Source organism: Yoonia sp. (assembly GCF_046498525.1).
Lineage (GTDB): Bacteria > Pseudomonadota > Alphaproteobacteria > Rhodobacterales > Rhodobacteraceae > Yoonia.
The window spans coordinates 1-12767 of the sequence record NZ_JAWOAN010000072.1 but is presented as its reverse complement, the minus strand read 5'-3'; the positions used below and the strand labels follow the sequence as shown (position 1 = coordinate 12767).

The 12767-nt window shown below is 56.9% G+C and carries 15 protein-coding genes and 1 pseudogene; 11 read left to right on the top strand and 5 right to left on the bottom strand.

What is annotated here, in order from left to right:
* Window positions 1–3 precede the first annotated feature (3 nt).
* The 3 genes from R6T97_RS04780 to R6T97_RS04770 are packed head-to-tail and all read left to right on the top strand — an operon-like array spanning window position 4 to window position 1828.
* Complete coding sequence (locus tag R6T97_RS04780) at window positions 4–816, top strand: ABC transporter permease (protein ID WP_410348160.1); 813 nt, start codon at window positions 4–6, stop codon at window positions 814–816.
* 26 nt (window positions 817–842) lie between these two features.
* Window positions 843–1601, top strand: a complete 759-nt coding sequence (locus R6T97_RS04775) for an SDR family NAD(P)-dependent oxidoreductase (protein WP_410348159.1) — start codon at window positions 843–845, stop codon at window positions 1599–1601.
* 38 nt (window positions 1602–1639) lie between these two features.
* Complete coding sequence (locus R6T97_RS04770; RefSeq protein WP_410348158.1) at window positions 1640–1828, top strand: SDR family NAD(P)-dependent oxidoreductase; 189 nt, start codon at window positions 1640–1642, stop codon at window positions 1826–1828.
* A 256-nt stretch (window positions 1829–2084) separates the two neighbouring features.
* Here R6T97_RS04770 and R6T97_RS04765 read toward each other — a convergent pair whose 3' ends face one another.
* The 4 genes from R6T97_RS04765 to R6T97_RS04750 all read right to left on the bottom strand — a co-directional run bounded on the left by R6T97_RS04765 (window position 2085) and on the right by R6T97_RS04750 (window position 5815).
* Entirely contained in the window at window positions 2085–4184 is a 2100-nt protein-coding gene (locus R6T97_RS04765; RefSeq protein WP_410348157.1) for an FAD-dependent oxidoreductase, read from the bottom strand.
* Window positions 4185–4250: 66 nt separating this feature from the next.
* Window positions 4251–4910 (bottom strand): TetR family transcriptional regulator C-terminal domain-containing protein, encoded by a 660-nt coding sequence (locus tag R6T97_RS04760; protein ID WP_410348156.1) that lies wholly within the window; start codon window positions 4908–4910, stop codon window positions 4251–4253.
* Window positions 4911–4947: 37 nt separating this feature from the next.
* Window positions 4948–5328: a TOBE domain-containing protein gene (locus R6T97_RS04755; protein WP_410348155.1), complete on the bottom strand. Its 381-nt coding sequence runs from the start codon at window positions 5326–5328 to the stop codon at window positions 4948–4950.
* Between the two features lie 61 nt (window positions 5329–5389).
* Window positions 5390–5815, bottom strand: coding sequence for a hypothetical protein (locus R6T97_RS04750; protein ID WP_410348154.1), 426 nt, complete (start codon window positions 5813–5815; stop codon window positions 5390–5392).
* Window positions 5816–6082: 267 nt separating this feature from the next.
* On the opposite strand from R6T97_RS04750, the gene R6T97_RS04745 reads away from it, so the two are divergent.
* The 3 genes from R6T97_RS04745 to R6T97_RS04735 all read left to right on the top strand — a co-directional run bounded on the left by R6T97_RS04745 (window position 6083) and on the right by R6T97_RS04735 (window position 9475).
* The gene (locus R6T97_RS04745) at window positions 6083–6760 is read left to right on the top strand and encodes a hypothetical protein (RefSeq protein ID WP_410348153.1); all 678 of its coding nucleotides are present in this window, start codon (window positions 6083–6085) and stop codon (window positions 6758–6760) included.
* A gap of 132 nt (window positions 6761–6892) precedes the next feature.
* Complete coding sequence (locus tag R6T97_RS04740) at window positions 6893–8161, top strand: flavin monoamine oxidase family protein (RefSeq protein ID WP_410348152.1); 1269 nt, start codon at window positions 6893–6895, stop codon at window positions 8159–8161.
* Between the two features lie 21 nt (window positions 8162–8182).
* Window positions 8183–9475, top strand: a complete 1293-nt coding sequence (locus R6T97_RS04735) for an NAD(P)/FAD-dependent oxidoreductase (RefSeq protein WP_410348151.1) — start codon at window positions 8183–8185, stop codon at window positions 9473–9475.
* Between the two features lie 59 nt (window positions 9476–9534).
* Here the strand turns inward: R6T97_RS04735 and R6T97_RS04730 are convergent, their stop codons facing one another.
* Entirely contained in the window at window positions 9535–10149 is a 615-nt protein-coding gene (locus R6T97_RS04730) for a TetR family transcriptional regulator C-terminal domain-containing protein (RefSeq protein WP_410348150.1), read from the bottom strand.
* Window positions 10150–10286: 137 nt separating this feature from the next.
* Here R6T97_RS04730 and R6T97_RS04725 point away from each other — a divergent pair, with 137 nt between their 5' ends.
* The 5 genes and pseudogenes from R6T97_RS04725 to R6T97_RS04705 form a co-directional block, all read left to right on the top strand.
* Window positions 10287–10406, top strand: a complete 120-nt coding sequence (locus R6T97_RS04725; RefSeq protein WP_410348149.1) for an FAD-dependent oxidoreductase — start codon at window positions 10287–10289, stop codon at window positions 10404–10406.
* 72 nt (window positions 10407–10478) lie between these two features.
* Entirely contained in the window at window positions 10479–10934 is a 456-nt protein-coding gene (locus tag R6T97_RS04720; RefSeq protein ID WP_410348148.1) for a hypothetical protein, read from the top strand.
* Between the two features lie 33 nt (window positions 10935–10967).
* Window positions 10968–11924, top strand: a complete 957-nt coding sequence (locus R6T97_RS04715) for a phytoene desaturase family protein (RefSeq protein ID WP_410348147.1) — start codon at window positions 10968–10970, stop codon at window positions 11922–11924.
* 13 nt (window positions 11925–11937) lie between these two features.
* Window positions 11938–12306, top strand: coding sequence for an NAD(P)-binding protein (locus tag R6T97_RS04710; RefSeq protein WP_410348180.1), 369 nt, complete (start codon window positions 11938–11940; stop codon window positions 12304–12306).
* Window positions 12307–12408: 102 nt separating this feature from the next.
* Window positions 12409–12767: pseudogene (locus R6T97_RS04705) on the top strand (hypothetical protein); the annotation flags it as partial.

Sequence of the window (12767 nt, the reverse complement as noted above, 5' to 3'; positions counted from 1 at the left end):
GGTATGCGTCTCTACGCCATCTTTGTGTATGTCTTTCTTTACACGCCAATCGCCATCATCGCGCTTTTCAGTTTCAGCGCGGGCCGCAGTGCCAGCCAATTCGAGGGATTTTCCGTCAAATGGTATGGTCGCGCACTCGACAATCCGTTTGTCATGGACGCCTTGGGCAACAGCCTCTTGGTTGCCTTTGTCTCGGCTACATTTGCGAGCATCCTTGGCACACTCGCAGCCATTGGGCTGCAAGGCATTCGCGGACCGGCGCGCGCATTTTTTGATGCGGTGATCTATATCGCCATCATGATCCCCGGTATTGTGATCGGCATTGCGACGTTGATCGCACTTGTCACTGTGTTTGACGTCGTGAATCCTTGGCTGTCCGCGATTTGGCCGAAGGCCGGGACCGCACCGGCTCTGTCGATGGGCATGGGATCTTTGATTGCGGCACATACGATGTTCACCATGGCGCTCGTGATCGTCATTGTCCGTGCGCGGTTGGCCAGCCTTGAAGGGGCGCTCAATGAAGCGTCTGCTGATCTTTACGCCACTCCGTTTGGAACCTTTCGTCAAGTGACGTTGCCGCTGATTGCCCCGGCAGTCTTGGCGGGTTTTCTGCTCAGTTTCACGTTCAGTTTTGACGACTTTATTATCGCCTTCTTCGTGGCAGGCTCCGAGACGACATTGCCGATCTACATCTTCTCATCAATCCGCCGCGGCATTACTCCCGAGGTCAATGCGATTGGCACGATGGTCATGCTGGCATCTCTTGTTTTGTTGATCATAGCGCAACTCATCTTGCGGCGCGGCGAAAAACGCTGAGTTGCGACCATAGTGGAGAAACTGCAATGCTGCTCGAGAACAAAGTCGCGTTTGTCACCGGGGCAGGCTCCGGGATCGGTGCCGCTGGTGCGCGGGCCATGGCGCGCGAAGGCGCGCATGTCTTTGTCACCGATCGAGACGGTGTGGCGGCACGAACCGTTGCGGAAGTTATTTCCAGCGAAGGTTTCAGGGCGGATACCATTGAGGTTGATGTCACGGATGACGAGGCGCTTGGTCGCGCTATTGCGTCCGTTGCGCAAAACACGGGGCGACTTGATGTACTTCACTCCCATGCCGGCATTCAAATCGAGGGCAAGCTCGAACAAGTGACTGTCGCAGAAATGGACGCATCGTGGGCCGTCAATGTCCGTGCACATTTTGTCGCCGCACAAGCCGCGATTGCACCCATGCGCGCCCATGGTGGCGGTAGCATCATCATCACCTCGTCAAATTCGGGCGTACAGATCGACCGCGAAATGATTGCATACGCCACAACCAAACACGCTGTTTTGGCGATGACCCGCCAAATGGCAGCGGACTATGGCAAGGACAACATCCGGTTCAACGCGCTCTGCCCCGGTTTCATCGACACGCCTTTCAACCGTGGTTTTGAAACGCAGATGGGCGGCCGCGACAAGCTCGAAGACTACATCAGCGAAACAATTCCCATGCGGCGCTTCGGAACTGTCGATGAAATCGCCGACGGCATCGTGTTCCTCGCCTCGGATCGGTCGTCATTCATGACGGGTCACGCACTGATTATCGATGGCGGGGAAAGCATCTGACCCCAGACTGGGGCAGATACATCGTAAAGAGATCAAATATGGCGACGCAATCAACCGGACGTTTGGCTGGTAAAACCGCTGTCCTTACAGGCGGTACTGCTGGCATCGGCCTTGAAACATCACTGATGGTCGCCCGGCAAGGTGCCCGTATGGCGATCATCGAAATTCAAAAGGATGCAGGACGCGAAACGGCTCGCTTGATCCAAAGCATCTTGCTCGAAACTTGAAACGTGGGATTCCTGCGGCGGCTGATGTGAGGTTCATCCTTCTTGGGACGATGTTTTATGTCGTCAGCATTACTGTCTGCGCTTCGGATGCGGTTTCAATAGTACATCAGGAACGGTTGAGCGGTCGTGCGACAGTCGCTGCAATGCGTTGTGTCTGGTGGTGCAGGATTGGCATTCGGCCGGTTCTTCAGCAGCAGGGATGGCACCCCAAACAGCCAGCCCCAACAGAATAGATATCGCACCGAGCCTGAGCACGCTATTGCGCAGCCGGTTTCATTTCAATGTGATCTGCACGGGCATCCAGCCCGACATCGGTCCGGTCATGGCGTAACGGCAGATCCATATCGACCTCGCACTCCAATTCCTGCGCAAAGCGGTGCCCCGCATAGACCGCTGCGGCAATGATAGCTGGCGCTTCGCAGTCGCCGATGCGGGTCAGCGTGAACGGCAAACCTTCTGAGTCCGCTTGTGCCCGCAGGTCCTGAAAGAGGCCATCATTTGGCTTGCGGGCCGTCACCATAACGATGTTGCGCACAGGCACACGACGTTCGGCTCCGCTATAGGCGCATACAAGCACCGCTTGAATGCCATCAAACCCTTTCAGCGCATGTGCCGTCTCGATCTTGATCCCGTTTGCGAGCATATGGGTACGGATGCGCCAACGCTCCGACGTGTTGCCCGCCCAATGTGATACGCTGTCCGAAGGTGTCACATACGTTACCTCATGCCCCTCTGCGCGCACCCGTTCGGCGATAACCCCGCCCATATAGTAGCCGTCCCCATCAAAGACGATTGTCGGGCCATCCGGCAATCTGCCATCCATGATATCATCGGGTGTAAAGACACGCGCAAGTGCGTCGCCTTCGGCAATGGGTAGATAACGTTCTTCATTGAAAAGCTCTTTGCGCCACTTGGCGCCCGTTGCAATCGCGACATGCGCGGCATCGACGTCAAGAACATCCCGGGCGGACAAGAGGCTTTCACGAAAAATTTCCACGTTGGGCATTTCGATCAGTTGTTGTTCACGGTAATCGCGCACGCGGATATACTCGCTCATCCCCGGCAACGCGGCTTCGCGGGTCACGCGTCCGCCGATTTCGCGGGTCGCTTCGGCCAGCATCACGTCATAGCCACGCGCGCCCAGCGCACGCGCTGCTTCCAGACCCGCAGGCCCGGACCCGACAATCAAAACACGCGCATCCGAGGTCTTTTTGGCAATGACTTCGGGATGCCAGCCGCGACGCCATTCTTCACCCATCGTGGGATTTTGCGTGCAGCGGATCGGCACTGCAAGGCTGTCACCGGAATAGCAGATATTGCATCCAATGCATTCGCGTATTGCACTCAGGCGTCCTTCCTCGATCTTTTTGGGCAGGAAAGGATCAGCGATTGATGGCCGCGCCGCCCCGATGAAATCAGTGATCCCACGCTTGACCTGACTGACCATCGTATCCGGCGACGTAAAGCGGCCCACGGTCACAACGGGTTTGTCGGTCACCGACTTCACCCAATTCATGTATGGTTCCAGCGGCGATTCCTTGACGAAACGGGATACGCCCATTTCCAACGAGTAATCGGCGATATTGATGTCCCACAGGTCGGGCAGATCGCACAGCAAAGCGAACATTTCACGTCGCTCGCCAAAGATAGGATTGCCATCCTCACCCACTTCTTCATCCGCTGCAAAGCGGACGGCAACGGCACAGCGGTCCCCCACGGCATCCTTGGTTTCTTCGATCAACTCGCGGGTCAGACGGATCCGGTTTTCCAGACGGCCACCGTATTCGTCGCTGCGGGTGTTTACGCGCGGGTTCAGAAAATTCGAAATCAGATAGCCATGCGTTGCATAGACATAAACGATGTCGAAACCTGCGTCCCGGGCACGTATGGCCGCGCGTTTGTGCCAGTGGCGAAAGGTCTTGATGTCCGACTTGTCCATCGCACGGGTTTGAAACGGATGGCCTGCAAGATTGGGAAAGCTGTCCACATCCATCGCCGGCAGACGAGTCATCATATTCGGTGTGCGCGCCCCGCCGTACCAAAGTTCAGCGCCTGCAAGACTGCCGTGTTCATGCACCGCGTCGGTCATCAGACTGTGCGCACGCACATCGCTATCATCCCAGAGTGACGCATAGGGATGGGGTAAATCGTCGGACGTGGGGTGAATAGAATTGTATTCAGTGCAGACCACGCCCCATCCGCCTTCGGCCTTGACCCCGCGCATCGCGGCCAGCGTGCGCGGGCGCTGCCAGCCCATGCCGGTGCAATGCGGAACCTGATAGAACCGGTTGGGCGCTGTCACGGGGCCGATCTGCACAGGTTCGAACAGAATGTCGTAGCGTGGGTCTCTGCTCATTTTTCTTTGTCCTTTCGCATGGGGCTCCGACTACTCAATCCCGAAATCAACTGTTCAAAAGGCCGGTCACGAAAACGTCGGCATATCAAGATGGTCGGGGTATACTGTCGCCAGAAATGCGCGGATCTGGTCACGTGCGTTTTTACGCGTATAGCTTTCAGGGTAGGTCAAAAGCTCCAGCCATATCCCGTCGTAAAGCGCCTCAAGAAGGTTCGCGATCTGGCGCGGTGGAATGGCGTGATATCGCCCTTCCTGCGCGATTTTTTCACACAGGCGCAGTGACAAATCAAAACGCTCTATATCGATATCCTCGATCAACTTGCGATAAACCTCACGGCGACCGGCCTCTCCGTAAAAGGCATACCAGACGGCAAGCTTTTGACGCGAACAGATGCGCGGGTGAAAGTGCGCGTCCACAATCGCCATCAGTTTGGCGATCGAAGACAAACCTGCATCGTTATAGGCCTTGAACCATTGATGATGATGCTCGCGCGCAAGATAGATCAGCGTTTCTTCGAGCAGCTTTTGCTTGCTTTGAAAATGGAAGTTGACGATCCCAAGCGATAATCCGGCAATGTCCGTCACAGTCGACATCGTTGTTCCACCAATCCCATGCTTGGCAATCGACCTGATGGTTGCATCGATCAATTGCTGGCGCCGCACCTCTTTGGTTTCGGTACGCCGGGGGCGTTTGTCCCCTTTGGGTGTTCGGATCGCTTCGTTCATACCATCGCTCATCGCTATTTTATCACCTCTGTTCCTCTCAGTCCGCGTCGAGAATGACAACCGCATCCGCCGACCAACTCAACCACACAGGCGCATCCGGCGCGCGATTGTTGCCAGAACCGTTCAATGCATTGGTCGTCGAAACAGCGACAGGGTCGGACTTGCCGGGTATCGTCACATAGTGACTGCTGCGCTCGCCCAGATGGGCGGTGGTACCCATACGGCCTTGCACGGCTAACCCGTCGACTGGTTTTTTGTCTAAGGGCGTGAATTTCTCGGGCCGAAGCGCAACCTGAACCGACGCTCCGTCAGCTTTGCCCAATTGATCAACAGGCACCGAAATCGCGCCCAGCCCCTCCGTCTCGATCATGCCCGTAGCTGTACCGTTGCGACGGACGGTGCCCTGAAAGAAGTTCATGTTCCCGATGAAACCAGCGACTTCGCGCGTGTTGGGACGTTCATAAAGTGCTGCGGGTGTGTCAACTTGAAGAACCTTCCCCCAAGCCCACCGGTTCCGGCATGACGTCCGCCCAATTGGACAGGCGCGATTTATCAATTGGCTGGAAGAGCCCTGATTGCACCCGGCGGTTCAATCCGGAATTACAGGGATGCGATACGTCGACCACAAAGCCGCTACGCATTTTTGTCAGCGCCTCTTCGGTTCCGCCAAAAATCGAAAAATTCGGCAACGCGCCGTGTTGGGCCTCAGAGGGTTGGAAAAGCTCGGGGATGTCGTATCCACCCCATGTAAAGAATGTCGCTTCGTCACCCTGCGCCATGGCGTGGCGCGATGTGAGCGGCATCGCGGTCATGCCAATACCTGCGGCCAAAAGCCCTTTTGTGAATCTGCGCCGGCTCAGTTTTCCTTCGCGTACCGCGCCTAGTTGATCGACAATATCCATCATGCTTCAGTCTCCCCCTGTTGCTGCAGGTCCACATCCATGTGAAGTGCCTGCAAATTCGCCAAAGGCCATAAAGCGGTGCCCCATCAAAAACACGAAGATTGACTTTTGCGGAAGCGTAACCCTTCCATTGAATGGTCATTCAATCATTCATCAGGACACCGAATCGAGTCAAGTAAATTGCCAAGCGTGCGTGTGCTCCATCAGTAAGCGCTAGAAAAACAGGCAAGAAGCCCACCCGAAAAGACCCAGCGCGGAGATAGATACCCGATGACTTCACAGAATCAGGTGATCCGGTTCGAGGTTGACGGCCCTCATGGGCTAAGACCAATGACCCTTGATCCGGACGACTTTCACACCATGCCGGACGCGCAGACTCTGCACGTTTATTTCGAGAACAAAGAGTTGGGCAAGAGCGCCGGCGTCTGGACCACGACACCGATGCAGGCATCTTTTGGCCCCTACCCCGGCGATGAATTTATCTTCGTGGTCGATGGTCATTTTGCCATGATGGACACCGTGGACAGCAGCGGCACGAATGTCGGCTGCAAGAAGGGTCAAAGTGTCATTTTCCGCAACGGCGTGCCGGTCAGTTGGAAACTGTACGACACGCTCAAAAAGTTCTATATCCCCTACCTTGATCCGCGTGCCGCGACACCGCAGGGCCTATCCGCGGATGGCGGCATACGCGCGTTTGATCCTGACCTGACGCTTGATGGCGTTGAATTTTTGCCGAACACAAGCACACCCCAGCGCGATAAAGTCTTCTTCACGAACGATCACGGATATTTCGAGGTCGGACTGTGGGACGCACAAGGACTGGATACAGAGTTATCGCCCTTTCCATGGCACGAATTCGCGCAGGTATCGGAGGGCGAAGACGGCATCGCACAGAAATTCACGAAGGGCGACGTCTTCTTTGTTCCCGCTGGCACGGTCTGCAAATGATACGTGCCCAAATATCTTCGTAAATGCTATGCCGCGCTTGATCCGAACATCAGACCGAAAAACTAACCCATGACGCAGTTGATATCACGCCGTACCGTTTTGTCTGGCCTCTCACTCGCAGGAGCGACCCCTTTGTTTGCACAATCACGTCCCACAAATCCAGACGTTGTGATCATCGGCGCAGGCGCCGCCGGGATGGCTGCAGGCCGCGAACTGCAAAAGAGAGGCGTGTCCTTCGTCATCGTCGAAGCCGCAACCCATGTCGGCGGACGGGCCCGGACAGAGAGCAATACGTTAGGCGCGCCAGTGGATCACGGCTGTTCTTGGATATCCGGCTCAAACAGTAACCCCTTCGCCGGGATCGGTCAGAGGGGCGGCTTCACTCTCGTCAATCATACAGATGCCGACACCGACCTTTTTGATGTTCATGGGAACCGCGCCAGTGATGCCGAATTTGCAGCCTATGACCGGGCATGGGGAGCGATTGGACGCGCTCTCGACCGTGCCGGGAGCGCAGGTCAGGACGTTGCAGGATCAACGGTCGTCCCTGACATACAGTACGGCGCAACGGTGCAATCGTGGATGGGGGCCATGGACTACGGCGTGGATTTTGATCAACTTTCCACGGCAGATTATTGGAATGGCTCAGTCGACCAACCCAGCTATATCGTCAAGGAGGGACTGGGTGCCATAGTTGCGACACTCGCCGAGGGCTTGCCGGTTTCGCTTGGCACAAAGGTTACCGCCATCGACTGGTCCGGTACTGGCGTCACGGTCGAAACATCGAAAGGGACCATCGCCGCCAAAGCCTGCATGATCACGGTCTCGACCGGTGTGCTCAACGCGGGCACGATCCGCTTTACGCCTGTCCTGCCAGATTGGAAGCAGCAGGCAGCAGCCGACATTCCGATGGGTTTGTTGATGAAAGTGCCGCTTCTGTTTGACGGCGCTCGTCTGGGTCTGGGTGAGAATAACTGGGTTACTTACCGCATCCCGGAAGATCAGGCAGGGAAAGCTTGCTTCTTCATAGCGTGGCCCTGCGGACACGATTATCTTTTCGGCAATATCGGTGGGCAATTTGCATGGGATCTTTACGCACAAGGACAGGAATCTGTAGTTGATTATGCGCTTGAACAATTGGTCCGCTGCGTAGGCAGCGAAGCACCCAAACACTTTGTCAAAGGACTGGCAACAGACTGGGCCGACAACCCGCTGACGCTTGGTGCATATGGTGCGGTCAAGCCCGGAACGTGGGGCGCGCGCGCCAAGCTGTCACAACCGCTTGGTGACAGGCTTTTCTTCGCGGGCGAAGCAGTCGGTGGCGCGACATCGGCCTTGGTCAATGGCGCATACAGAAGCGGCAAAACAGTCGCAGGCGATGTTGCCCGCGCCATCGCATAGCGGCGTCGCGGTGATGTTGCCATGATCCAGAACGAGCGCCCGGTGATCGCTGACAGTCTGTGGACTGCAACCGCGAACCAGTCGGTGAAGCACCCTGTGCTAAGGGGCGCACATCGCGCAGACGTGGTCGTCATCGGTGCAGGTTATACTGGCCTGTCAGCCGCGCTGCATCTCGCCGAAAGCGGTGCATCCGTCATTGTGATCGACGCCCAACACCCTGGTTGGGGGGCATCAGGGCGCAACGGCGGACAGGTCAACGTCGGCCTGAAAGACGGACCATCAGCGATTAAAGCCAAGTTCGGGGATCACTGGGGCGACCGTATGATCCGCATGGCGGGTAATGCGGGGGATCTGGTTTTCGATTTGATCGACCGTCATAAGATCGACTGTGCCGCCACACGTCCCGGTTGGCTACGCGCGGCGCATACGCCCAAGACACTGCGTCAGTTGCATGCCTTGGCCGCCGATTGGGAAGACTACGGCGGCGGCATGCAGACGCTGGACCGTGACGAAATGCACAGTCGCACCGGCACCGACGCATATCTCGGCGGCGTGATTGATCATCGCGGTGGCCTGCTCCATCCGCTCAATTACGCCCTTGGCTTGGCCGCAGCAGCGCAACGCTACGGCGCAGTGATCTTTGGAGGAAGCGGCGCGCGCAGCATCCAAAAAGAGGGCTGCGGCTACCGCGTCGCGTGCCCCGAAGGAAATATTGCGGCAAGCAAAGTTCTGTTATGCACAAACGCCTATTCTGGCGACGTGGAAAAGCCGCTCGCGCAGTCCGTCCTACCTGTGCGGTCAGTGCAAGTGGCAACGGCACCGCTCTCGGACAATCTGCGCATATCTATTTTGTCCGAAGGGAATACCCTGTCCGACACGCGACGGTTACTTTTGTATTTCCGCAAAGATGCCGAAGGGCGCTTTATCATGGGCGGGCGCGGGACGTATAATGACGCCTCGACCCAAAAACAGATCGACTGGCTGCGCGGGATCAGCGTGAAGCTATTTCCACAACTGCAAGGCGTCGAATGGCAACATGCATGGGGCGGTTTTGTTGCACTCACCCGTGACCATTATCCGCACCTGCATGAAATCAAACCCGGTATGATGGCGGGTCTTGGATATAACGGGCGCGGCGTCGCCATTGCGACCGCAATGGGGCGCGTATTGGCGCAATGGGCCTTGGGCCAGCACCCTGATGATTTGGAATTTCCTGTAAGCCCTGTAAAACCGCTGCCCTTTTCATTTGCGCGGACCTATGCGGTCGAGGCCGAAATCCTGCGCCTGCGGCTGCTCGACAAATTGGGTGTCTAAGCCTTGTGGTCATGCGCGCCGATGAGGCTGGTTTTCCACACGACAAGCCGCGCAGGCGCTCAGCGACCGGCGCGCAGCCGGGCGAGGCATTCTTGTGTTGCCGTGCGGGCATCGTGACGGTTGAAACTGTCAGGCGACAGATGCAGGCGCTGCCAATACCCATTGGTCAGCGTGTCCATCCACTCTGCCATCAAGGTTGCTTCATCCTGAGGCATTAACGCTGACCAAACCTGTGCAACTGCGTCCATGCGTCTGGCGTCAAACTCCTGTGCAACAGCGGCGTAGTCCGCCGTGGACCGCAATTCGCCCCAAAACGCAAACCACAGCGGCAGAACCTTCGGCCCGCAGGCTTCAAGGCTGAAATCTGCCGCGACCAAAGCATCCAACCGGTCATTCGCATCTTCGCCAGCCATGGCAAGAGCCCGAATCCATGAAACCTCATAGCTTTGGTAAAGGTCACGCAAGACCGCCGTCAGCAATCCGCCCTTCGACTTGAAATAGAAAACCGCAACACCTTGGGACAGCCCCGCAGCATCAGCCACGGTCGCCAGTGTCGTCTTTGCCAAACCATGCTGCAGGATCGACATCCGTGCGGCATCCAATAGTTGGCGCCGTCGGCGCTCTGCGTTCTCCTTGCGCTCTTTGCGCGGTGGCTTTGCAGCGGCTTGGTTCATTGTGCGCCTTTTTCTGCCCAAAGATTGATCTTTGCCGTCAGTTCGTCGTCATTCATATATCAAAATTTATTTGAGCGCTCAGATAAACTTTACGGAACGACACACTGGCTGTAGCTTCTGATCCAGGGGGATATATCGTGTCTCTGAGAAAATCTTATGACGTCATTGTTGCAGGCGCGGGCCACAACGGCCTGACAACCGCCGCGTATCTTGCAAAGGCTGGCCTCAAAGTGATGGTCGTGGAAAAGAATGATTAGGTCGGTGGTGCTGCGGTCAGCCGCTCACTGCACTAAGGCGGGATATATTCCAACTGTTCCTACGTCTGTTCCTTGCTGCGCCGGGAAATCGCGCGCGACTTTGATCTGCCGAAATACGGGCTGCAGGTGATCCCTTACGAAGGCGGGGCTAGTTTCACACGCGACGGCGATTACTTCGCCTGCTACTCTGATCACAATGCGCTGCGGCGCGAGATGGCGCGGCATGCACCGCGCGACGCTAACGCTTACCATCGCTGCTCTCAGGCGATCATGCGGCAATGCCGCTTTATCCGGCCATTCCTACTTAGAAACGCCCCTGATCCCTTGTCGCTGAGACCGCGCGATCTGGCTGAAATGGGCTATCTTCTCAAACGTGCCTGCAACCTCGGCAGTCGCGAGTTGTCCGAAACCCTGCGGTTTTGGACCATGTCAATTGGCGATCTGCTTGACGAGCACTTCGAGAACGATCTCATCAAGGCACATCTTGCCGGTTCTGGCATTATCGGCACCGGGCTTGGCGTTTATTAGCCCGGCACGGCCTATGCTCTATTGCATCACTACATGGGCGACATCGACGGCGGCATTGGCGCGTGGGGCTTTGCCCGTGGCGGCATGGGCGCAATGTCCAACGCAATGGCTGCGGCGTTCGAAGATCATGGCGGGACAATCCACAAGAGCGCAGGCGTTGAGGAAATCCTGACCAAGAACGGCCGGGTGACTGGCGTCGCGTTAGAGGACGGCAAAGAGTTCAGGGCACCCATTGTTGCATCAAATATGGACGTGAAACGGACCTTCCTCAAACACGTCGATCAAAACGCTTTGCCCGATGATTTCACGCGTGCGGTCACAAATTTCAAAATTCGCGGCTCGTCAGCCAAGCTCAATATCGCGCTGGACCGCATGCCGGCCTTTCCTGCCGCCCCCGCACACGCGAGCTTTCTGCGCGGAGACATGCATGTCTCCGAAAGTCTGGCAGGACTTGAACGCGCCTATGACGATTGGAAGGCAGGTCGGTGGTCTGAAAAGCCCTATATCGACATGCTGATCGCCAGCCAGATCGACCCGACCGTGGCCCCGAAAGGCGCCCATATGATGACCGTCTTTGTCCAATACGCTCCTTATGATCTGGAGGTGGATGGGGTGCGTTCGGGGCAAAACCGGGGTGAGACACAACGCAATGCAATGGCGGAAACTGTTCTGAACCAGATGTCTGTCGCCTGCCCTGATATCCGCGAACGCGTGGTCCATGTCGAGGTGCGCTCACCGCTCGAATTGAAACGTGAGGTCGGCCTGACCGAGGGCAATATTTTCCAAGGCGAGCTGACGTTTGATCAGCTTTTCTTCAACCGCTCCGTACCGGGTTACGCACAATACGAAACGCCGATCAAAGGGCTCTATATGTGCGGTTCCTCTGCCCATCCAGGCGGCGGTGTCATGGCTGCGCCCGGTGCCAACGCCGCGCGCACGATCCTGCAGCGAGAAACATGCGGCAAGCGGATGACGGGTTACGCGGCATGACACAGATGACGCAATCATCATCGGCGGTGGGATCAACGGCTTGATTGCTGGCGCGAAACAGGCGCGAAACGGGCAATCAGTCTGCATTCTGGAACAACGGGACGATCTTGGTGGCATGGCAACTCTGGTGCAGAATGACGGGCCGGCATTGGCACATCTGCTTTACAACCTCAGCCCGCTTGCGTTGCAGGATATTGGCATTGACCCAAGCGCCCTTCCCTTCGCTACTGTGCCGCTTCCAACGGTCGCGCTTTGCCCTGATGGCAACCATGTCGTGTTGCGTGGACGATCCGCAGCGCAGCCGAACGGCAAACCACACCCCGACGCAGACGCAGCCCAGGCATTGCTGAGCCGCCTCACGGACTACGGCGATCTGCTGTGATATCTTGCTGAAACGTGTCCGCCCGGCGGCGGGGCCGCCTTTTCAGCCAAGTCCATGCGCCAACTTTTACGGCTCGGAAAGGTTGGATGGCGCGCGAAACGGATGGGAAAACCGGGGATCCGCAAATTCCTGCAAGTGCTCTTGTCGAACGCCTACGACCTTATCCTTGACGAAATGCCTCACGGCCCACTCGCGGGCCTATTGGCCGCAGATGCGATCCGCGGCACGGCTGCAGGTCCGCGCTCTCCCGGGACTGTGTTTAATCTGATTTACCGCATGGGTCACGGCGGTGATGTCTATGCGCCTATGGCAAAGCCGCTTTCAATTCCGGGTTTGCACAATGATCCTGCACAGGCACGTTTGGTATTTGCACCGACTGCTGACTATGTCGAGACAGCGTTCAATCCTGCCAAATACGGCGAGATGTCTCAGGCTCCGGTCATCGAAGCAGTTCAGACGAC

Coding starts and splice junctions, on each gene's coding strand:
- R6T97_RS04780 (WP_410348160.1), top strand. CDS start 4: ATGCGTCTCTACGCCATCTTTGTGTATGTCTTTCTTTACACGCCAATC.
- R6T97_RS04775 (WP_410348159.1), top strand. CDS start 843: ATGCTGCTCGAGAACAAAGTCGCGTTTGTCACCGGGGCAGGCTCCGGG.
- R6T97_RS04770 (WP_410348158.1), top strand. CDS start 1,640: ATGGCGACGCAATCAACCGGACGTTTGGCTGGTAAAACCGCTGTCCTT.
- R6T97_RS04765 (WP_410348157.1), bottom strand. CDS start 4,184: ATGAGCAGAGACCCACGCTACGACATTCTGTTCGAACCTGTGCAGATC.
- R6T97_RS04760 (WP_410348156.1), bottom strand. CDS start 4,910: ATGAACGAAGCGATCCGAACACCCAAAGGGGACAAACGCCCCCGGCGT.
- R6T97_RS04755 (WP_410348155.1), bottom strand. CDS start 5,328: ATGAACTTCTTTCAGGGCACCGTCCGTCGCAACGGTACAGCTACGGGC.
- R6T97_RS04750 (WP_410348154.1), bottom strand. CDS start 5,815: ATGATGGATATTGTCGATCAACTAGGCGCGGTACGCGAAGGAAAACTG.
- R6T97_RS04745 (WP_410348153.1), top strand. CDS start 6,083: ATGACTTCACAGAATCAGGTGATCCGGTTCGAGGTTGACGGCCCTCAT.
- R6T97_RS04735 (WP_410348151.1), top strand. CDS start 8,183: ATGATCCAGAACGAGCGCCCGGTGATCGCTGACAGTCTGTGGACTGCA.
- R6T97_RS04730 (WP_410348150.1), bottom strand. CDS start 10,149: ATGAACCAAGCCGCTGCAAAGCCACCGCGCAAAGAGCGCAAGGAGAAC.
- R6T97_RS04715 (WP_410348147.1), top strand. CDS start 10,968: ATGGGCGACATCGACGGCGGCATTGGCGCGTGGGGCTTTGCCCGTGGC.